Origin of the sequence: Agrobacterium sp. LAD9 (genome assembly GCF_003031125.1) — a bacterium.
GTDB lineage: Bacteria > Pseudomonadota > Alphaproteobacteria > Rhizobiales > Rhizobiaceae > Agrobacterium > Agrobacterium radiobacter.
Map to the genome: position 1 here is coordinate 332,471 of NZ_PHGS01000009.1, position 18,354 is coordinate 350,824.

The following is an 18,354-nucleotide window of genomic DNA, read 5'->3' on the forward strand; positions in this document are numbered from 1 at the left end:
GTACGGCGACATGGAAAACGTCATCAAAGTTTAGCGGCGAGGCGCTAATCCTGCCCGCATCACAACAGGTCATCCGCCACAACAGGGACCCTCGCCATGCTCCGCATCGTCACTATTGCCGCCTGCTGTTTCGCGGCTCTTCCCGCCGCTGCCCAGACCCCGCCTGCGCCGGCCTTCCTTGGCCAGATCGTCATTCCCTCGGGCCTCTCCATCAATGGCGTTACCTTCGGCGGCATTTCCGATCTCGCCTTTGACAGCGAAACGGGCCGTTATTTTGCAATTTCCGATGATCGCGTGGAAAAAGGTCCGGCCCGTTATTACGAGCTGGAACTGGCCGTAACGGAAGGCGCCGCCACGCTCAACATCGCCGCCACCCATGAACTGAAAGACGAGACCGGCGCGGCTTTTGCGCCAAAGAGCATCGATGCGGAAGGCATCGCGCTCGACCGCAAGGGCGGCAAGCTCTGTTGGTCCTCCGAACGCGACCTGAAGAACCAGCCGGCGCTTTACGTCTCGGATATCGACGGCGGCAATGTGAAGCGGCTGGAACTGCCGGACGCCTATCTCGTCAACGATGCGAAGACCAAGGGCGTTCAGAACAACCTCGCTTTTGAAGGCCTGGCCCTGATGCCCGGCCGGCTGATCGCCGCCACCGAAAACGCTCTCACCCAGGACGGCCCCAAGGCGACGCCGCAGGCGGGCAGCCCGGCCCGCATCCTCGTCATCGACACGGCGACGCTGAAGCCGGTCGCCGAGCACGTCTATGTCACCGAGGCAATCTCGAAGACACCAACAGCCGCCGAGCCGAAATATAACGACAACGGCCTTTCCGCCATCGCGGCCCTGCCGGATGGCCGTTTTGTCGCGGTCGAGCGCAATTTTGCCTCCGGCGTCGGCAACCACATCCGCTTCTTCATCGCCGACATGTCCCGCGCCGACAATATTCTCGGCAAGGACAAGATCGATCCGGCATCCGTGGCCGCCGTGTCCAAATCACCCTGGTTTGAAATCAACGAAGGCGATTTCGGCCTGGATATCGACAATATCGAGAGCTTCGCCTTCGGCCCTGTGGTGGATGGCAAGCAGCTTTTTGTCATCGCCTCCGACGACAATTTCAACACGGGCAAGCAGTTCACCCAGTTTGCGGCATTCGCAATTCCCGCCAATCTGGGTCAGTGAAATCCACCGGAACAGAATGCCGGCTCTGGACAATGTCCGGGCCGGCATCGGCAACCGAGAGGGATACCTGCTTTACCAGCGGAGCAGACGTGAACCGGCGAAAGCGCCAATGATACCGGCCAACAGAATGCCCAGGGAATACCAGATCAACACGAAAGCCATGCCGTTTTCGGTGCAGAACCACGAATAGACCCATGCTCCGGCCGCACCCGCGGCGATACCGGCGGCAAAACCCGCAAGCGTGGGATCAGCGGGGGCCGACCGCCTGAGAACCGCGAAATTCGCCAGAAACAGCGGCAGCGCGAAAGCAACGATCAGAAACGGGCAATGCAGCGCCGATGATCCGAGAATGAGGGTGCTGTAGGTGCCGGGCACGGCAAATCCAAGCTGGACGAGCGCAATCAGCGCCATGGCGGCAAAAATCAGCGCAAGCCACACAAACAGGCAACCCCTCTCGCCTTCCGGCCGCGCAAGGCGCATGACGGCAAAAAATGCAATGAGGGCCAGTAGGGCATTATAGGCGGATTTGACCCAGAAACCCGGCTCGGTCATGGCCTCGCTCATGTCGACGCGAAGCCCCAGAATGACGACCATCAGCACGAGCGAAAGGCCGAGCGCGGGCAATGCCGCGAATGCCAGCCTGCGCTCCAGCGCGAAAGCGGGGACAGGTTTCAGATCACCCGCCAGTTGTTCGATGATGTCTTCCGTTTTCCTCACCTGTCCCCCCGCAACTTCGCCGCCAGGACTTTCAGCGTTCTGTGAATGCCGACCCTTGCCGCAAGCTCGGTCTGGCCGGATTTTTCCGCCGCTTCGGCAATTGACTGGCCTTCGAGTTTCACTCTTCGAATGAGATCGCGTTGCCGCTCCGGCAGGTCGTCGAGCAGCCGCTCCACATCCATGCGGGCCATGACCGCATCGACGGAGGGTTCCGCCTCCAGCGTCTCATCGAGTTCGACTTCCGCCAGCATTCGGGCGCCCCTGCCCCGATAATGATCGATGAGCTTGTAGCGCGCTATCGAGAAGAACCACGCCGTGAACGGTCTTGCACGGTCATAGGTCTCCCGCTTGGCGTGAAGCGACAACAGGGTTTCCTGCACAAGATCTTCGACATCGCCTCTGGAGGCGGCCGCCATGCGCCGGCCGAAATAGGCGATCAGCAGCCGCCTCAGGGCATGAAGCAAATGCCGGTAGGCGCCTTCGTCCCCATCGAGGGAACGCAGCATCAGCATTTTTAATGTCTCTTCCGAAGGGCTGCCTGTCATCGTCACTATCGGGTTATTCGCAGTCGGCAGGATATTGTTACATAGTGGCTTTAAAAAAATCTCGCCCGAACTTGTCGTCACAAGCGCGTGAAGATGTAACGGGCGGCGGGTCGCGCCCGAATGGACAATCGTGAGCCCCGGCACAATGCCGGCGGACATGCAACGACGTCCAGAGGAGACCCTTCATGACCCGCATTCTTACCGCCATTGCCGCCGCTTCCCTGTTCTCCGCTCTTTCCTTCGCAGGCATCGCCCATGCCGACAGCATGAAAACCGATACGATGAAGAAGGACACCATGCATAGCGACGCCATGAAGGCCGAGACCATGAAAAAGGATGGCATGTCCATGGCCAGCAAGAAGGACTGCATGGACAAGACCGGTATGGAAATGGACAAGATGAAAAAGGCCGACATGATGAAGGCCTGCGACATGATGAAGTAAGGCCGGCCTGAACGAAAAAAGCCCGCACCGGTTTTGACCGATGCGGGCTTTCTCAAATGAAAATCGAAAACTCAGAGTTCCGACTGGCTTTCGACGATCTTGCCGACGAGGCCGTAATCCTTGGCCTCTTCCGCGCCGAGCCAGTAATCGCGATCGATGTCCTTGGCGATCTTTTCTTCGCTCTGGCCGGTGGCCTTGGAGAAGATCTTGATCAGGCGCTGGTTCATCTTGATGATTTCGCGGGCCTGGATTTCGATGTCGGATGCCATGCCGCGCGTGCCGCCGGAGGGTTGGTGCAGCAGGAAGCGGGTGTTCGGCAGGCAAAGGCGGCGTTCCTTCGGCACCGAGACGTAAATCAGCGCACCGGCGGAGGCGACCCAGCCCGTGCCGATGATGTAGACCTTCGGCTTGATGAACTTGATCATGTCGTGGATGGAATCACCCGATTCGACATGACCGCCCGGCGAATTGACGTAAACGCGAATGTCGTCGTCACTGGCGGCGGCAAGAGCCACGAGCTGCGTGCAGACCTTCTGCGCCAGTTCCTGCGTGATGCCGCCATAGATGAAGATCGAACGCGACTTGAAAAGATTCGCTTCCGTTTCCTTGCCGATCGGCAGTTCCTTGCTCTTGTCGTCTTCGTCTTCGTTCATCAACGGCTCTCTCCAGCAAAATTCGTGCATGCCCTTCGGACATAGTGCGACTTGTTACGTAAGGCAATGAGAGAAAAAGGCAAGGTTTGCCCGCCAACAATAAACACCACCCCCGGCAGATGACGCATGGACAGCCTCTTAGCCTTCGCGATATCGTCAGCGCCTCATTGCAGCGCCGCCCGCCGCGGGAAGCCCAAGATCCCGCCGCTGACGGCAACAATTTCAAGAGGGAACCATGCTGAAAAGACTAAGCCTCGCCGCCGCCGCGCTCGGCCTCACCACCCTGCCCGCTTTCGCCCATCTGAACCCGGAAGAACACGGTTCCTTCATGGCCGGCGTCTCCCACCCGTTTTTCGGCGCGGACCACATTCTGGCGATGGTGGCCGTCGGCATCTGGGCCTCGCAGATCGCCTTTGCCCGAAACGACCACAAGGCGCTGTGGATCGTGCCCGCCGCTTTCGTCGGCACCATGGCCGCAGGCTTCCTGATGGCGGTTTACGGCATCGACCTTCCCTTCGTCGAACCCGCCATTCTTGCCTCCGTCATCGGCCTTGGCCTGCTGGTTGCGATGGCGGCGAGGCTTCCCACGGCAGCGGCAGCGGCCGTTGTCGGCGCTTTCGCGCTTTTCCACGGCCATGCCCATGGCGGTGAACTCGGCAGCGCCGGCGCGCTTCAATTCGGCATCGGCTTCATGATCGCCACCGCCATCCTGCATGCGGCCGGCATCGCGCTCGGCCTCGGCATTGCCCGTTTCGGCTCAGCCGCAAGCCGCACCGTCGGCGCGCTGACGGCGATTGCGGGTCTCTCGCTCGCCTTTGGTGGCTGAAGATCATTACCGAAATTTAAAATTTGGACCGCTTTGAAAAGCCTGAATTCTGGCCTACCTCCTTATCGTGGATTTACGCTTCACGGTAAGGAGGCAGCATATGTCACCGGAAGAAAGCCAGCTTCTCAAGGCCCTGTTCGACAGGACCAAAACCGCATCCGCCACCCCGCGTGACCGCGAGGCGGAAACTTTGATCGCAGACGCCGTGCGCGATCAACCCGCAGCCCCCTATTATCTCGCCCAGGCGGTGATCGTTCAGGAAAAAGGTCTGGAAGCGGCGGCAGCCCATATCAAACAGCTCGAAGACCGCATCCACGCACTGGAAAGCGGTAATAGCGCCCCTCAGGCGGCGGCGCAGGGCGGTTTCCTCAGCTCCATCTTCGGCACCGGCCAGCCGCAACCACCCGCACCGGCACCGGCCCCTGCGGCCGCGCCGAGCTCATGGCGCAACGATACCGCCGGCCAGACGGCCGGCCCTTGGGGAGCGGCAGCCAATCAGCAGCAGCCCGGTGGCCCATGGAGCCAGGCCGCCGCAGGCGGACGTTCAGGCGGTGGGTTTCTGCAGGGCGCGCTCGGCACCGCTGCCGGTGTGGCGGGCGGCATGCTGCTAGCCAATTCGCTGAGCGGCATTTTCGGCAGCCACATGTCGTCGCTTGGCCTTGGTTCGCCCTTCGGCGGCGGCAATGCCGCGGGTAACGCACCTGTCGAGGAAACCGTCATCAACAACTATTACGGCGACAGCGCCAACCCGCAGAATAACGACGATGACGATATCCAGCAGGCCGATTACGACGACAGCGCCGATGATGCGGATGTTGATTCAGGCGACGACGGTTCGTTCGCCTGAACCTTGCATCACATAAACAGCCGGATCAGCCGCGGCCGCGATAGGTGGCAACGCCCTGATCCGGCAGCCACACGCCTTCAGGCGCCGGTCCGGTCTGCCAGAACACGTCGATCGGAATGCCGCCGCGCGGATACCAGTAAGCACCAATGCGCAGCCATTTCGGCTGCAGCAGTTCTACCAGCCGCTTGGCGATATAGACCGAGCAATCCTCGTGGAATGCGCCGTGGTTGCGGAAGGACTGCAAAAACAGCTTCAGAGACTTCGATTCCACCAGGAAATCGCCCGGAATGTAATCGATGACGATATGGGCGAAATCCGGCTGGCCGGTCATCGGGCAAAGCGAGGTGAATTCGGGCGCGGTGAAGCGCACGACATAATCGGTGCCGGCATTGCCGTTCGGCACTTTTTCGAGAACGGCCTTTTCCGGGCTCTCTGGCGTATCGACCTTCGTGCCCAGCTGCGACAGGCCGGAAACATCCGTCACGGACATGGAAAACTCCTGTTTATTTAAACAATCACTTTGACGCCATGCGCCTTTTCGCCTTCCGGCTCGACGTGAATGGCAAGGCTGGCGCCCGGTATGACGTCCCTTATGGCATCTTCAAGGCGGTCGCAAATATCATGCGCCTCCCGCACCGTCATGACGGCGGGAACGACGACGTGAAAATCGATGAAGGCGGCCGAACCGGCGCGGCGGGTTCTAAGATCATGCACGCCGATGACGCCGCCGGAATTTTCCGCGATCGCCTTCTTGATCGCCTCGTCCTCCTCCGGCTCCACCGCACGGTCCATCAAGCCGCCAAGCGAATGCAGAATGACTTTCGAGCCCTGGAAGAGGATGTTGATGGCCACCAGAATGGCGAGCAGCGGATCGAGAATGGCGTAACCCGTCAAAAGCGCCAGAACGAGGCCGACGAGAACGCCCGCCGAGGTCACGACGTCAGACATGATATGATGGCCGTCAGCCGCGAGCGCTGGTGAGGCATATTTCTTGCCGACACGGATCAGGATTGTCGCCCATATGGCGTTGATGACGCCTGCGGCCGCATTGATGACCAGACCGAGAACCGGCGCTTCCGGCAGCCTCGGATTGAAAAGAGCACCCCAGGCCTCCTGTACGATCAGGAGCGCGGCAACCACGATCAGCACACCCTCCACGACGGCAGAAATATACTCCGCCTTGTGGTGGCCGAACTGGTGGTCGTCATCCGCGGGCTTCTGCGCATAGCGAATGACGAAATAGGCGATGAAGGCCGCGACCACATTGACGGTCGATTCCAGACCGTCAGATAAAAGCGCGACCGAGCCCGTGACCCACCAGGCCACGAGTTTGAGGCCCAGCACACCGAAAGAAAGCGGAATGCTCCAGAATGCGAGCTTCCTTACCAGCGCATTGCCTTCACTGTTCATTTTTGCCCCCGTGCGGATGCGAACGAATTGCATGACCGACTGCCAAAACGCACGAACCGCGCGCACGGGGTCTCCGTGCGCGCGGTTCGCTATTTGAGCGTTCTATCGTTCAAACGGAGCACAAGGTCAAGGGCATTGCGCTCACGCCAAAAGCATCACTCTTCGCTCTTCTGCTCGCAGAAACGAATGCGGTTGCCGAATGGATCGGTCACTTCCATCACATCGCCCCAGGGCAGTTCTTCAACACCCGGTTTCAGGAAGCGATAATCCTTCGCCGCCAGTTCCTGTTGATAGGAGTGAACGCCGCGCATGGTAGCGAAAATGTTGGAGCCCGGCGTCGCATCACCGTGATGACCGCTGAGATGAAGGCCCATTCCGGCCCGTGAAACCTGCATGTAGAGCGGGAAATTATCGCCGAAGCCGTGTTCCCAATCGACCTCGAAACCGAGAAAATCGACATAGAACTCCCGCGCCTTGGCTTCGTCGAATATCCTGACGATCGGGAATATCCGCTCGAAGTTGATGTCTCCAGCGTTTTGTGTCCCGGCATCACCCATGCTGCCTCAACCTCTTTTCGGACCCATAAAATGAAACCGGCCGCAACAGGTGCGGCCGGTACAGTCAGCTTATTCGGCTGCGACGATCTTGCCGTCCTGCCACTTGAACAGCGAGAAGGCCTGCGACGTCAGGTCGCCGTTCTCGCCATAGGTGACCTTGCCGATTGCCGTCGGGAAAGCGTCGCCGCTCTTCAGGGCCGTGGCGACCGCTTCGGAATCCTTGGCGCTTCCGGCTTTCTCGATGCCGGCCTTCAGGACTTCAACAGCAGCGTATGCGTTGAGCGTGAAGGCTTCCGCCGGAATGTTGGCAGCCTTCAGCGCTTCGGCAGCAGCCTTGGAGTCGTCGTTCTTCAGCGCGTCGGAAGCGTTGGTGAAGATCGTGCCTTCGCCAGCCTGCGAACCGATGTTCCAGAACTCGCTGTTCGACAGGCCGTCACCGCCGATAACGGCAGCCTTGGAGCCGATGTCCTTCAGCTGACGTACCAGAAGACCTGCTTCCGGGTGGTAACCGCCGAAATAGACGATGTCGGCATTGTCGGACTTCAGACGAGCCGTCAGCGCGCCGAGATCCTTTTCGCCTGGTGTCAGCGCATCATAGAGAACTTCGGTCACGCCACCGGCATTCAGCGTCGCCTTGAAGGAGTCTGCCAGACCTTTGCCGTAAGCGCCCTTGTCGTGAATGATGGCGATCTTCTTGTCCTTGAGGTTGGAAAGAACGTATTTCGCCGCAACCTCGGCCTGCTGGTCGTCACGGCCGCAGGTGCGGAAGACGTTGGCAAGGCCGCGGTTGGTCAGGCCCGGCGCGGTCGCCGTCGGCGTCACCATCAGCACGCCGTTTTCGGCAAAGACATCCGACGCCGGAATGGCGACGCCCGACGTCACCGGACCGACGACGAAGTGGATGCCTTCGGCAACAAGCTGGTTGGCAGCGGAAACGCCCTGCTTGGGCTCGCCGCCATCATCAGCGAGCTTCAGCACGACCTGTTCGCCGAGGATGCCGCCCTTTTTGTTGATTTCATTGACTGCCGTCTGGGCGCCGTTCTTGACCTGGTCGCCATAGGCGGCGACAGGACCGGTGAGCGGCGCAATCAGGCCGATGATGATTTCGGCATGAGCAAGGGGTGCGAATGCGAAGGACGCTGCGAGCGTCACGCTGGTCAATGTCTTCAGTTTCATCCTGGTGTCTCCTTAAAGGGGGTCGCGGACCCGGTGAGCGCCATGGGCGCCGACCGAATGAAACTATCGGACGCCTCCCGGCGAAAACTCGTTCCATTTTTGAATTCCGAGCCTTCCACTCAACTCATACGGAAGGTTTGATGATTTATGCAAGTCACTTTGCTGGATTAGGTCTATTAGCGGTAAATCATTCGCCGGATCGGCCGTGATTGCGCCGTCTGAACGGACAAATCGACCTTCCGTAAACGCTTGGCGTTTGGCCGCCGCTGGAGGATAATACGCCATGATCGCAGCAGATGAAGAATTTCTGGCGGGCCTTCCCGTCTTCCGGCATTTTGAAGACGTGGCCGACCCGGCGCTTTATCGCGCCCTGCCGCCGGGATGGGGGCTGGCCATCGCCGATATCATTGATTCGACCGCAGCAGTCGGCACCGGCCGATACAAGGCCGTCAACATGGCGGGTGCGGCGGTCATTTCAGGCGTTTCGAACAGTCTCGGACGTCACGACCTGCCCTTCGTTTTCGGCGGCGACGGCGCCGCCGTTGCCGTGCCGCCCCAGGGGCTGCCTGTGGCGCGCGCAGCACTTTCGAATGTGCAGCGCTGGGTGAAGGATGACCTCGATCTTGCCATGCGCGTGGCCCTGGTCCCCGTCGAAGATATCCGCAAGAATGGTTTCGATATTCGCGTCGCCCGCTTTCAGGCAAGCGAGGATGTTTCCTACGCCATGTTTTCGGGGGGCGGCAACAGCTGGGCGGAAGCCCGGATGAAGGAGGGACAATATGCCCTGCCCGCAGCCGAAGCAGGCGAGCGCCCGGACCTGACGGGACTTTCCTGTCGCTGGAACCCCATCCCCGCCACCCGCGGCAAGGTGGTATCGATCATTGCCGTGCCGGGGCCGTCGCGGGACATGTCTGCATTCCGCCAGCTGGTCATCGATCTCGTCGATCTCGCCGAGCAGGATGCAAGACACGGCCACCCCGTGCCGGAGGATGGCCCAAAACTCGGTTTCGTGGGTGAGGGTCTCGGTCTGGAAGCCCGGGCCGGGGCTGCCTATCACGATGTCTGGGGCAAGATGCGCCGCTCGTTTCGCATTCTCGGCGAGTCCCTGCTCGTCAATCTTCTCAGCGTGACGGGGCTGTCGTTCGGACCGTTCAATGCGGTGCGCTATCGGCGCTCGGTCGCAAGCAATACTGATTTCAGAAAATTCGATGACGGACTGAAGATGACGGTGGATATCGACGCCTCACGGCTCGAAAAAATTCGCACGCGGCTCGAACAGGGTCGCCTATCGGGAAGCTGTTATTACGGCCTGCACGAACAGGATGCCGCCTTGATGACCTGTATCGTGCCGTCTCCGCTTTCCAGGGACCATATGCATTTCGTGGATGGCGCGGACGGCGGATATGCGGCTGCGGCAAGCCGCCTCAAGCAGCAGATACAATCTGCTGCGACGGGCTGAATACCACGCCGATACCAGCCCTCAATCCCGTGCAGGGATGCACTACAGCGAAAGCCGACGAAAAGAAAAAACCGGCGTCGTGCGCCGGTTTCAATGGAGTGATGCTGCCGGACCTTAACACGGCCGTGGGATCAGGCTGCGGTCTTGCTGCTCTTCTGCGCCTGGCAATAAATTTCCTCGAGGGAGGCGAGGATTTTTTTCACGGATTCGGAGTTGCTGGAATAGTAGATGGTCTGCGCATCGCGTCGTGTCTTCACTAGTCGCTGAGCACGCAACTTCGAAAGATGCTGCGAGAGAGCGGACTGGCTGAGACCAACCTGTGAAGCGAGAACACCAACCGGCACTTCCGTATCCACCAGCGTGCACAAGATCATCAGGCGCTTTGGATTCGCCATGGCTGAGAGCAAGTCTGCAGCGGCGATGCTATGTTCCGACAGAGATTGGTTATCCATACGCTCAAGTCTCCTGATGACAGTCGAAAAAGACGGTCATGGTGGCTATTATAGGTGTTCCAAAAGGTGTTTTTATAATTCGGTTGATACGTTGTATATACCTAAATCTTGCTTATATCGTGTCCCTTTCAAAGACTATTCTTCATCGGTTATTTACTTAAGATATTGTGATAAAATTATCAGCTTTTTGCTCGTTTTTTCACAGTCTAAGGATAAAAACATGTATTAGCAGCAGTATTTATAAGCAATAAACGATCAAAAGTTGAGCGCTTCAATCTTAACACCCGGCGCCGGATTTTGGGGTGACAATCTATTACCACCTTAAATTTAGCAGCGAGCTAAAAAATCTAGATTAACTTTGCGCAATTTTCTCTAAGTTTGCAATATGATTTTCATTAGTAATTATTTTCATGCATAACTTGTGATATCAAAAATATTCTTTGCTACCGTGTGAAGGTATAACTTGCACTGCAAAGATCTTGTAGAAACAGAAAAAGGGCCCTCCATGAAGGCCCTTTCTTTCTTCAGACGAGCGAATCACTATTTTTTGCGGTGACGCGTCAGCCCTGCCACGACTTCATCTGCGGAAATCGTACCTATGATCGCGCCATTGTCGACGACGCCGATCGCTCCGGAATTTTTTGACAGCGCATCGAGAATATCGATCAGCGGCGATGATGGACGGGCGGTGGCGGCGACGTTCATCTGGCCGTTGCGTTCGTCCACGCCCCGCTTCATCACATCGGCAGCAGTCAGCATGGAAATCGGGTTCATGTTCTGCACGAAATCCGCGACATATTGCGTGGCCGGCTGCTTGACGATCTGCTGCGGCGTTCCGCACTGGATGATGCGTCCGCCTTCCATCATGGCGATACGGTTGCCGATACGGAAGGCCTCGTCCAGATCGTGGCTGACGAAGAGGATAGTTTTCTTCAGCCGGCTCTGGAATTCCAGAAGCTCGTCCTGCAGGCGGCTTCTGATGAGGGGGTCAAGCGCCGAGAACGGCTCGTCCATCAACAGGATCGGCGCGCCGGTGGCAAACGCTCTCGCCAGCCCCACACGCTGCTGCATGCCGCCGGAAAGCTCTCCCACCTTGCGGTCGGCCCAGGCGGAGAGATTGACCAGTTCCAGCTGCTCGGCCACCATGCGCTTGCGCTCGGCTTCCGGCACGCCGGAAAGCTCAAGCCCGAAGCCGACATTGTCAGCCACATTGCGCCAGGGCAGAAGACCGAACTGCTGGAAGACCATGGAAACCGTGTGCATGCGCAGATCGCGCAGCGATTTCGCCGGGCAGCGATAGGGATCGACATAGCCGGACTTGGTCTTCACGCCGACATTGCCGCGCACCACGGGCGCAAGCCCGTTGACGGCCCTGAGCAGGGTCGATTTGCCGGAGCCGGAAAGCCCCATCAGCACGAGTATCTCGCCTTCGCTGACCGAGAGCGAGGCATTGGCGACACCGAGAACCAGTCCGGTTTCGGTATTGATCTCGTCCCGCGTGCTGCCCTTGTCGATCAGCGGCAGCGCCGCATCGGGCCGGTCGCCGAAAACGATATCGACATTTCCGAAGATGATGGCGTCACTCATAGATCATCCTCCGCGCCGGGAAGGCGGAAAAGCCGGTCGAGAACGATCGCCAGGATGACGATGCACAGTCCCGCTTCGAAGCCCATGGCGATATTGACGGTGTTCAAGGCGCGCACGACAGGCACCCCGAGACCATTGGCGCCCACCAGCGCGGAAATGACCACCATCGACAGCGACAGCATGATCGTCTGGGTGAGGCCGGCCATGATCTGCGGTGCGGCGAAGGGAAGCTCCACCTTGCGCAATACTTGCGAAGGCGTCGCACCAAAGGCGACGGCCGCCTCGACCAGCGACGGCGGCGTCGAGACGATGCCGAGGCGGGTGAGGCGCACGGGAGCCGGAATGGCGAAGATGACGGTGGCGATGAGGCCCGGAACCATGCCGAGACCGAACAGCACCAGCGCCGGAATGAGATAGACGAAAGTGGGGATGGTCTGCATCAGATCCAGCGCCGGGCGCATGCCGGCATAGATCCACTTGCGCCGGGCCGCCAATATGCCGAGCGGTATGCCGATGATCATGCACACGGCGCTGGCGGCGATGACCAGCGCCAGCGTTTCCGTCGTCGCTTTCCAATAGCCGAGATTGATGATGAGCAGCAGCCCGAGCGCGGTGAAGATGGGCATGCCGACGGAGCGGCGCGTCCAGGCCGAAAGCGCCGTCAAGATCGCGACGATGACCAGCGGATGCGGCGCCTGCAGTACATAAAGCAGGGCGTTGATGACGCTTTGGAAAATGAAGGAAAGCCAATCGAAGAAAAAAGCGAGATTGCCGGTCAGCCAGTCAATGGCCTCCTTGGCATATCGGCCGACGGGCAGGCGGTTTTCAGGAGCGCTGAGCCATTCCACGGTAAGAAAAGACCTTTCGTGAACTAAAACAATTCCAGCAAAAGTGCGTAGCGGTTTTGCGTCCGGAATTGCGCAGACAACAAAGAAATGGAGCATCGTCATCCCGTTTTACCGGAATTGCTCCAATGCAGAAATGACGGCCGGCAGCGGAACTGCCGGACGCGGTGCTGGCACATGACCTTCAATGTCTGAAAATTCACAGGCAAGGTCATGCATGGGCATCGTTATTTCCCGCTGATCCGGCCTGCCATGCAGGCCGGATGCAGTCATGCATAGTCTTGCGGTTTAAAGGCCGAGAGCCTTCTTTACGGTGGGCAGGGCGTCGGCGCTGCCGTCCTTGGTCTTGACGTTGGCGAGCCAGGGTTCGATCGCCGCCGGGTTGGCCTTCAGCCAGGCGGTTGCAGCCGCCTCGCCCTCAAGGCCGTCATTCAGGATCTTGCCCATGATCTCGTTTTCCATGGGCAGGGAAAATTGCAGGTTCTTGAGGAAAGCGCCGACATTCGGGCATTCCTCGACGTAACCCTTGCGGACATTGGTATGGATCGTCGCGCCGCCGAGGTTGGGGCCAAAGACCTCGTCGCCGCCGGTCAGATAGGTCAGCTTGAAATTCGCATTCATCGGATGCGGTTCCCAGCCGAGAAAGACGATCGGCTCGCCGGATTTTTCCGCACGCGCCACCTGGGAGAGCATGCCCTGCTCGGACGATTCGACCACCTCGAATGATTTCAGTCCGAAACTGTCCTTGGCCACCATGTCGAGAATCAGGCGGTTGCCGTCATTGCCGGGTTCGATGCCATAGATCTTGCCGCCGAGATCAGCACTGTGGGCGGCGATATCCTTGAAATCCTTGATGCCGAGTTCGGCGCCTTTGGCATTGGTCGCCAGCGTGTATTTGGCGCCGGTCAGGTTTTCCCGAAGCGTCTCGACAGACTTGTCTTCGCGATAAGGCGCAATATCGCCTTCCATGGTCGGCATCCAGTTGCCGAGGAAGACGTCGATGTCCTTGTTTTTTAGGGACGTGTAGGTAACGGGGACGGAGAGAAGCTTGACGTCGGTTTCATAGCCAAGGCTTTTCAGAAGGACGGTGGCGGTCGCCGTTGTGGCGGTGATGTCGGTCCAGCCCACATCGGAAAAACGCACTGTGCCGCAACTTGCCGGTTCGGCGGCGCTGGCCGCGCTGAACGTCATGGAGGAGATTGCTGCGGCCAAGACCAGACAGCGACTTCTATTTGCAAACATCGCTTGCTCCCTGTTTTTTCGTTCCCTTGCCATTATCAATATCTGCCGGACACAATCAACTCGCGTGCATTTGCGTGCTTTGGCCCACCGTTTGCGACAAAATGGTGAAAATGTCGGTATTCAGCGGTGCCATGTCGAAAAAGGGCAGGCCTTAGAAATCTGTGTTTTTCCCACGGCCATACTTTTCAATCCGCGTCTTCCTCGTCAAAAGACGCAGGATGCAACATCGGCTGGAGAACCGGGACCGGTTTGTGAGGCATGGTGTGCCGATTGAAGAGGTTGGGGCATTCATACGCGGGTGCTCCGGGAGTGGATAATGGCAAAACTCTATTTCAATTATTCAACGATGAATGCCGGCAAATCGACCATGCTGCTGCAGGCGTCCTATAATTATCACGAACGCGGCATGCGCACGCTGATCTTCACGGCGGCCTTTGACGACCGGGCGGGCGTCGGCCGCGTTGCCTCGCGCATCGGCCTCTCCTCCGACGCCCTGACCTTCGATGAAAATACCGACCTGTTCGCCGAGGTATCGGCCCACAATGCCGAAGGGCCGGTCGCCTGCGTTTTCGTCGATGAGGCCAATTTCCTCTCCGAACACCATGTCTGGCAGCTTGCCGAGATTGTCGACCAACTGAACATTCCGGTCATGACCTACGGCCTGCGCACGGATTTCCAGGGAAAGCTTTTTCCGGCCTCGAAAGAACTCCTCGCCATTGCCGACGAGCTTCGCGAAATCCGCACCATCTGCCATTGCGGCCGCAAGGCAACGATGGTGGCCCGCTTCGACAATGAAGGAAAGGTCGTGACGGAAGGCGCACAGATCGATGTCGGCGGCAACGAGAAATACGTTTCCTTCTGCCGCCGCCACTGGGTGGAGACGTTCAAGGGCGAGTGAGCATCTGCGTCCGGTTGCCGCATTTGATTTTCCGCAAAGATGGCTGCCCTGCTCCCGGGCTAAGACGACAGCGACACATTCGCGTGGATGTGCTTTCTCTCAGGAGCAAAATTATGCAGAACAGAACTGCCAAATTCGCCGGCCTCGCCATTCTCGCAGGTCTTTTCGCCTTTCCCGCCCTTTCTGCCGAAATCGAAGTGAAGATGCTCAACAAGGGCAGCGACGGCCAGGCGATGGTCTTCGAACCCGCGACCGTCAAGGCCGCCGTCGGCGACGTCATCACCTTCGTCCCGGTCGACAAGGGTCATGATGCGGCAGCCGTGAAGGACATGATCCCTGAGGGTGTCGCCGACTTCAAGGGCAAGATGAACGAGACGGTGAAGGTGACTGTCGAGAAGGAAGGCGCCTACGTCGTCAAATGCACACCGCATCTCGGCATGGGCATGATCGCGCTCGTCGTCGTTGGCGATGCGGCACCGGCCAATCTGGACGCCGTCAAGAACGGCAAACTGCCGAAAAAGGCGCGCGACCGGCTGAATGACGAGATCGCCAAGCTCGGCCTCTAACCGCATATCCCTTCGGTTCCGCGGCGGCCGTTGTTCCACAATCGGTGTGGAAAGCCATAACGGCCGGCGCGGACCGCAGGTTGAGAAAAGTTTCGCAATCATGTTGTATCCCGGTTGACCGGGACATATCTGGAAGACAGTAAATGACCGCGGTTTATACGAAGCGCCGAAGGGTGCGGCCGGACCGAGGCTCTTTCTTCCGGCGTCCAGCCCCACGGGCAGAGGAGACTATGACGACATGATCGACCGGATCACCGCCTGGATTCAGGCAGCCTTCAGCGCCATCGGCAGGGCCGCCGGTCTTCTCGTCGCCTGGCTTTTGTGGCCCTTCATGGCCGCCCATGGCTGGTATCAAGGCCGCAACTGGATCATCAAGGGCCCGATCGCTCTGGTTCTCATCCTGCTTGCCGGCTTTTACGGATATTTCGTCTGGCAAACGCAGGTCTGGAGCAATTTCGATCCGGATTACATTTCCCGTTACAAGCTTGCCGAACGTACCGTGCCGCCCGGACAGGAATTGCCGGCCGCCAGCCCGACTTCGCCCGCCGGCGCAACGGGTGCCGCCGCGAACACATCCGCGCCTGTTTGCCAGCGTTCGGCCATCGTCGACGCCGCCGCCGATCTCACCGATTTCAACGTCAACCAGAACGCCTGGATTTCCTCCATGCTGCTCTATCGTCTCGGCCTCTTCGGCATGGACTGGGACAGCACGCCGTTTCTGGACAACAAGGCCTCGTTCCAGCGCGGTGTAAACCAGGCCGTGCGCCGCACCTCTGTTGAACTGGTGGATACGCTCGGCCGCGTGCGCGGAACCTCCGGCATCAATAACAATCTCCAGGAAGCGCGCGGCAACATGCAGTTCAGCGAATATTCCTGGTATTTCGGCCTCGATCCCTTCGGCCCGAAGACGCCGACCCCCAGCTATTACCGCGCCGCCATCCGCAGCTTCCAGGCCTTCAACGGCGAACTCACGGCCTGCAAGGCGGTCTTCGATACCCGCGCCGACAACCTGATCCAGTTCATCGACCGTATCGCCGGCGACATCGGTTCGACATCGGCGATCCTGCGCGAGCGTTCGGAAAACTATAATGGCGGCTGGTTCGACACCCGCGCCGACGACCGCTTCTGGTTCGCTTATGGCCAGCTCTATGGTTATTACGGCGTGCTTTCCGCCGCCGGATCGGACTTCGCGCAAGTCATCCGCGAGCGTAACCTGACCAACCTGTGGAACGACACGCTGTTGCAAACCCGCGCGGCGCTGCGCATCCAGCCGGCGATCATTTCCAATGGTGAGGAAAGCGGCTGGATCATGCCGTCGCACCTCGCCACCATGGGATTTTACGTTTTGCGGGTGCGCTCGAATCTCGTCGAGCTTCGCTCGGTTCTCGACCGGTAAGGCAGAGGCCTCCCCCGGACGACAGGTTCGATCAGTCTATCAGGCCAAGGCGTATGGCCTTGGCCACGAGCTGGGTGCGGTTGACGCAATCGAGCTTGCGGATGGCGTTGTTCATATAGGCATTGACGGTATGTTCCGAGATGGAGAGAAGCTCGGCGATCTCCACGGAGGTCTTTCCCTGCGCCGTCCAGCGCACGACGTCGAGTTCCCGTTTCGTCAGTGGCGAGGGACCCCTGGAATTGGCGCGACAAAGGCGGTCATAAACCTCCAGCGCATGCAGCACGATCATGCTCAGCTCGTTCAGCGAGGCTTGCGGCAGGACATCGCGATCGCCTGCGAAATTCATCAGATGGCGGTTGCCGTACATGCCGTGCACCGGCACCATGAGACCGGAGGTAATGCCCATGCTGCTTAGCGAGGCCGCCGCATGCAGCAGCGGTCCACCGGCAATATCCGGGTCCTGCAGCGACCAATATTGCGGCATCATCGATGACGCGCCGCGCTTGATGACGGGACAATCCCCAAGTGCGCCTTCCTTGGTCATCGCATTCACAACCCAGATCGGCAGGCTGCTTTCAACGACCGTGGGCAAGGCATAAACATTCTGGCCGCCGGGTAACCGCAGCAGGGTCACATAAGCGTAACCGAAGGCGCGCATCACCTCCCGCAGCGCCTCCAGCCATTGGGATTTGTCGGCCGCAGCCGACAGATCGTCACAAAGTCTGGCCTGACGCTCCGTCTTCGCCATTCACGCGCCCTCGCCGCGCCGGGACGCGCTGCCCGGAGCGAGAAACATGCGGCATGGCCAGGACGGGGTTGCGACCTTCATATCGGCTGGACCATCCTGATCAAAGCACTGGCTTTTCGGATTTGTCCTTCGGCTTTGCCATCAGTTTTTCGAGGAAACCGAGCATGACCGCCGAGACGACAAAAGCCAGATGAATGATGGTGAACCACATCAGCTGGCTGTCCGTATACTGGCTGGCGTTGAGGAATATCTGCAGCAGGTGGATCGATGAAATCGCCACGATCGACGACGCGACCTTGATTTTGAGGCTGCCCGAGTCGAGCTTGCCCAGAAACGAAACCTCCGCATCCGCCTCGTCGAAGCGGCTGACGAAGTTCTCATAACCGGAGATCATCACCATGACGATCAGGCTGGCGACCAGCGCCGCATCGATCAGCCCGAGCATGGCAAGGATCATATCCGCTTCGTCGTAAGTGAAGACGTTTTTTGCAACCTTCAGAAACTTGAGCATGAAGGAAAATGCATAGACCGCGAGCGCCGCGACGAGCCCGAGATAAAAGACCACAAGCAGCCAGCGGCTGGAGAGAATGATCCGCTCGACGAGCAGTTCAAGAGACTTCATTTCCGTATCCGATTAATAATCTGTTTATTGTTTCGCCATGTAAACTGGCTGCGAATATCCTAGCAAGCGGCAATGTCGGGACTTTGACCGTATCGCGGCGTTTTCGCACCCATTCACCAGCCGGACTCCGCTGAGGATAAGCGTCGTATTTTTGCAACATACCGTTATGCTTTAAAACATGATGTA

22 protein-coding genes are annotated in these 18,354 nt (G+C 58.9%); 9 read left to right on the forward strand and 13 right to left on the reverse strand.

Annotation, left to right across the window (positions count from 1 at the left end; all coding sequences use genetic code 11):
• Positions 1-96 precede the first annotated feature (96 nt).
• Complete coding sequence (locus DA915_RS11320; protein WP_107675841.1) at positions 97-1,179, forward strand: esterase-like activity of phytase family protein; 1,083 nt, start codon at positions 97-99, stop codon at positions 1,177-1,179.
• 72 nt (positions 1,180-1,251) lie between these two features.
• On the opposite strand, the gene DA915_RS11325 is transcribed toward DA915_RS11320, so the two are convergent.
• Together DA915_RS11325 and DA915_RS11330 are read right to left on the reverse strand one after the other, a co-directional pair.
• Positions 1,252-1,896 carry an NrsF family protein gene (locus tag DA915_RS11325; RefSeq protein WP_107675842.1) on the reverse strand — a complete coding sequence of 215 codons (645 nt, stop codon included), beginning with the start codon at positions 1,894-1,896 and terminating at the stop codon, positions 1,252-1,254.
• Positions 1,893-2,408 (reverse strand): sigma-70 family RNA polymerase sigma factor, encoded by a 516-nt coding sequence (locus tag DA915_RS11330; RefSeq protein WP_162687104.1) that lies wholly within the window; start codon positions 2,406-2,408, stop codon positions 1,893-1,895. The genes DA915_RS11325 and DA915_RS11330 overlap by 4 nt, the downstream gene beginning before the upstream one ends.
• Before the next feature lie 218 nt (positions 2,409-2,626).
• Here DA915_RS11330 and DA915_RS11335 point away from each other — a divergent pair, with 218 nt between their 5' ends.
• Positions 2,627-2,884: a pentapeptide MXKDX repeat protein gene (locus tag DA915_RS11335; RefSeq protein ID WP_107675843.1), complete on the forward strand. Its 258-nt coding sequence runs from the start codon at positions 2,627-2,629 to the stop codon at positions 2,882-2,884.
• 71 nt (positions 2,885-2,955) lie between these two features.
• Here DA915_RS11335 and DA915_RS11340 read toward each other — a convergent pair whose 3' ends face one another.
• On the reverse strand, positions 2,956-3,537 hold the full coding sequence (locus tag DA915_RS11340) for an ATP-dependent Clp protease proteolytic subunit (protein WP_003523060.1): 582 nt from the start codon (positions 3,535-3,537) through the stop codon (positions 2,956-2,958).
• 235 nt (positions 3,538-3,772) lie between these two features.
• Here DA915_RS11340 and DA915_RS11345 point away from each other — a divergent pair, with 235 nt between their 5' ends.
• Together DA915_RS11345 and DA915_RS11350 are read left to right on the forward strand one after the other, a co-directional pair.
• Positions 3,773-4,363, forward strand: a complete 591-nt coding sequence (locus DA915_RS11345; RefSeq protein WP_107675844.1) for a HupE/UreJ family protein — start codon at positions 3,773-3,775, stop codon at positions 4,361-4,363.
• Between the two features lie 100 nt (positions 4,364-4,463).
• Entirely contained in the window at positions 4,464-5,210 is a 747-nt protein-coding gene (locus DA915_RS11350; RefSeq protein WP_107675845.1) for a DUF2076 domain-containing protein, read from the forward strand.
• A gap of 25 nt (positions 5,211-5,235) precedes the next feature.
• Here the strand turns inward: DA915_RS11350 and queF are convergent, their stop codons facing one another.
• The 4 genes from queF to DA915_RS11370 form a co-directional block, all read right to left on the reverse strand.
• Positions 5,236-5,700, reverse strand: coding sequence for a preQ(1) synthase (queF, locus tag DA915_RS11355; protein ID WP_004430149.1), 465 nt, complete (start codon positions 5,698-5,700; stop codon positions 5,236-5,238).
• Between the two features lie 17 nt (positions 5,701-5,717).
• Positions 5,718-6,620, reverse strand: coding sequence for a cation diffusion facilitator family transporter (locus DA915_RS11360; protein WP_107675927.1), 903 nt, complete (start codon positions 6,618-6,620; stop codon positions 5,718-5,720).
• A gap of 155 nt (positions 6,621-6,775) precedes the next feature.
• Complete coding sequence (locus DA915_RS11365) at positions 6,776-7,177, reverse strand: glyoxalase superfamily protein (RefSeq protein ID WP_107675846.1); 402 nt, start codon at positions 7,175-7,177, stop codon at positions 6,776-6,778.
• 69 nt (positions 7,178-7,246) lie between these two features.
• Positions 7,247-8,353 carry a branched-chain amino acid ABC transporter substrate-binding protein gene (locus DA915_RS11370; RefSeq protein WP_004430140.1) on the reverse strand — a complete coding sequence of 369 codons (1,107 nt, stop codon included), beginning with the start codon at positions 8,351-8,353 and terminating at the stop codon, positions 7,247-7,249.
• A gap of 283 nt (positions 8,354-8,636) precedes the next feature.
• Between DA915_RS11370 and DA915_RS11375 the strand changes: the two genes are divergently transcribed.
• Positions 8,637-9,812 (forward strand): DUF3095 domain-containing protein, encoded by a 1,176-nt coding sequence (locus DA915_RS11375; protein ID WP_107675847.1) that lies wholly within the window; start codon positions 8,637-8,639, stop codon positions 9,810-9,812.
• A 131-nt stretch (positions 9,813-9,943) separates the two neighbouring features.
• Here DA915_RS11375 and DA915_RS11380 read toward each other — a convergent pair whose 3' ends face one another.
• From DA915_RS11380 to DA915_RS11400, 4 genes are all read right to left on the reverse strand, one after another.
• A complete protein-coding gene (locus DA915_RS11380; protein WP_003524068.1) occupies positions 9,944-10,264 on the reverse strand; it encodes a helix-turn-helix transcriptional regulator in 321 nt (106 codons plus the stop codon).
• Positions 10,265-10,804: 540 nt separating this feature from the next.
• Positions 10,805-11,851, reverse strand: coding sequence for a choline ABC transporter ATP-binding protein (choV, locus tag DA915_RS11390; RefSeq protein ID WP_004430131.1), 1,047 nt, complete (start codon positions 11,849-11,851; stop codon positions 10,805-10,807).
• Positions 11,848-12,699, reverse strand: a complete 852-nt coding sequence (gene choW, locus DA915_RS11395; RefSeq protein ID WP_060727470.1) for a choline ABC transporter permease subunit — start codon at positions 12,697-12,699, stop codon at positions 11,848-11,850. Before choW ends, choV begins: the two co-directional genes overlap by 4 nt.
• Before the next feature lie 285 nt (positions 12,700-12,984).
• The gene (locus DA915_RS11400) at positions 12,985-13,938 is read right to left on the reverse strand and encodes a choline ABC transporter substrate-binding protein (protein ID WP_004430127.1); all 954 of its coding nucleotides are present in this window, start codon (positions 13,936-13,938) and stop codon (positions 12,985-12,987) included.
• On the opposite strand from DA915_RS11400, the gene DA915_RS28880 reads away from it, so the two are divergent.
• The 4 genes from DA915_RS28880 to DA915_RS11415 all read left to right on the forward strand — a co-directional run bounded on the left by DA915_RS28880 (position 13,886) and on the right by DA915_RS11415 (position 16,798).
• Entirely contained in the window at positions 13,886-14,212 is a 327-nt protein-coding gene (locus DA915_RS28880) for a hypothetical protein (RefSeq protein WP_192886477.1), read from the forward strand. The genes DA915_RS11400 and DA915_RS28880 overlap by 53 nt on opposite strands.
• A 42-nt stretch (positions 14,213-14,254) precedes the next feature.
• Positions 14,255-14,836 (forward strand): thymidine kinase, encoded by a 582-nt coding sequence (locus DA915_RS11405; protein ID WP_004430120.1) that lies wholly within the window; start codon positions 14,255-14,257, stop codon positions 14,834-14,836.
• Positions 14,837-14,949: 113 nt separating this feature from the next.
• Positions 14,950-15,402 (forward strand): pseudoazurin, encoded by a 453-nt coding sequence (locus DA915_RS11410; protein WP_004430118.1) that lies wholly within the window; start codon positions 14,950-14,952, stop codon positions 15,400-15,402.
• Between the two features lie 238 nt (positions 15,403-15,640).
• Positions 15,641-16,798, forward strand: a complete 1,158-nt coding sequence (locus DA915_RS11415) for a DUF2333 family protein (protein WP_004430117.1) — start codon at positions 15,641-15,643, stop codon at positions 16,796-16,798.
• A gap of 31 nt (positions 16,799-16,829) precedes the next feature.
• On the opposite strand, the gene DA915_RS11420 is transcribed toward DA915_RS11415, so the two are convergent.
• Complete coding sequence (locus tag DA915_RS11420; protein ID WP_107675848.1) at positions 16,830-17,546, reverse strand: LuxR C-terminal-related transcriptional regulator; 717 nt, start codon at positions 17,544-17,546, stop codon at positions 16,830-16,832.
• A 100-nt stretch (positions 17,547-17,646) separates the two neighbouring features.
• On the reverse strand, positions 17,647-18,168 hold the full coding sequence (locus DA915_RS11425) for a TIGR00645 family protein (RefSeq protein ID WP_107675849.1): 522 nt from the start codon (positions 18,166-18,168) through the stop codon (positions 17,647-17,649).
• Between the last annotated feature and the right edge of the window lie 186 nt (positions 18,169-18,354).

Excerpts from the sequence above, each read along its gene's own strand:
- DA915_RS11320 (WP_107675841.1), top strand. The coding sequence starts at position 97 with ATGCTCCGCATCGTCACTATTGCCGCCTGCTGTTTCGCGGCTCTTCCC.
- DA915_RS11330 (WP_162687104.1), bottom strand. The coding sequence starts at position 2,408 with ATGCTGATGCTGCGTTCCCTCGATGGGGACGAAGGCGCCTACCGGCAT.
- DA915_RS11335 (WP_107675843.1), top strand. The coding sequence starts at position 2,627 with ATGACCCGCATTCTTACCGCCATTGCCGCCGCTTCCCTGTTCTCCGCT.
- DA915_RS11340 (WP_003523060.1), bottom strand. The coding sequence starts at position 3,537 with ATGAACGAAGACGAAGACGACAAGAGCAAGGAACTGCCGATCGGCAAG.
- DA915_RS11345 (WP_107675844.1), top strand. The coding sequence starts at position 3,773 with ATGCTGAAAAGACTAAGCCTCGCCGCCGCCGCGCTCGGCCTCACCACC.
- DA915_RS11350 (WP_107675845.1), top strand. The coding sequence starts at position 4,464 with ATGTCACCGGAAGAAAGCCAGCTTCTCAAGGCCCTGTTCGACAGGACC.
- queF (WP_004430149.1), bottom strand. The coding sequence starts at position 5,700 with ATGTCCGTGACGGATGTTTCCGGCCTGTCGCAGCTGGGCACGAAGGTC.
- DA915_RS11360 (WP_107675927.1), bottom strand. The coding sequence starts at position 6,620 with ATGAACAGTGAAGGCAATGCGCTGGTAAGGAAGCTCGCATTCTGGAGC.
- DA915_RS11365 (WP_107675846.1), bottom strand. The coding sequence starts at position 7,177 with ATGGGTGATGCCGGGACACAAAACGCTGGAGACATCAACTTCGAGCGG.
- DA915_RS11370 (WP_004430140.1), bottom strand. The coding sequence starts at position 8,353 with ATGAAACTGAAGACATTGACCAGCGTGACGCTCGCAGCGTCCTTCGCA.
- DA915_RS11375 (WP_107675847.1), top strand. The coding sequence starts at position 8,637 with ATGATCGCAGCAGATGAAGAATTTCTGGCGGGCCTTCCCGTCTTCCGG.
- DA915_RS11380 (WP_003524068.1), bottom strand. The coding sequence starts at position 10,264 with ATGGATAACCAATCTCTGTCGGAACATAGCATCGCCGCTGCAGACTTG.
- choV (WP_004430131.1), bottom strand. The coding sequence starts at position 11,851 with ATGAGTGACGCCATCATCTTCGGAAATGTCGATATCGTTTTCGGCGAC.
- DA915_RS28880 (WP_192886477.1), top strand. The coding sequence starts at position 13,886 with ATGGAGGAGATTGCTGCGGCCAAGACCAGACAGCGACTTCTATTTGCA.
- DA915_RS11400 (WP_004430127.1), bottom strand. The coding sequence starts at position 13,938 with ATGTTTGCAAATAGAAGTCGCTGTCTGGTCTTGGCCGCAGCAATCTCC.
- DA915_RS11405 (WP_004430120.1), top strand. The coding sequence starts at position 14,255 with ATGGCAAAACTCTATTTCAATTATTCAACGATGAATGCCGGCAAATCG.
- DA915_RS11410 (WP_004430118.1), top strand. The coding sequence starts at position 14,950 with ATGCAGAACAGAACTGCCAAATTCGCCGGCCTCGCCATTCTCGCAGGT.
- DA915_RS11415 (WP_004430117.1), top strand. The coding sequence starts at position 15,641 with ATGATCGACCGGATCACCGCCTGGATTCAGGCAGCCTTCAGCGCCATC.
- DA915_RS11420 (WP_107675848.1), bottom strand. The coding sequence starts at position 17,546 with ATGGCGAAGACGGAGCGTCAGGCCAGACTTTGTGACGATCTGTCGGCT.
- DA915_RS11425 (WP_107675849.1), bottom strand. The coding sequence starts at position 18,168 with ATGAAGTCTCTTGAACTGCTCGTCGAGCGGATCATTCTCTCCAGCCGC.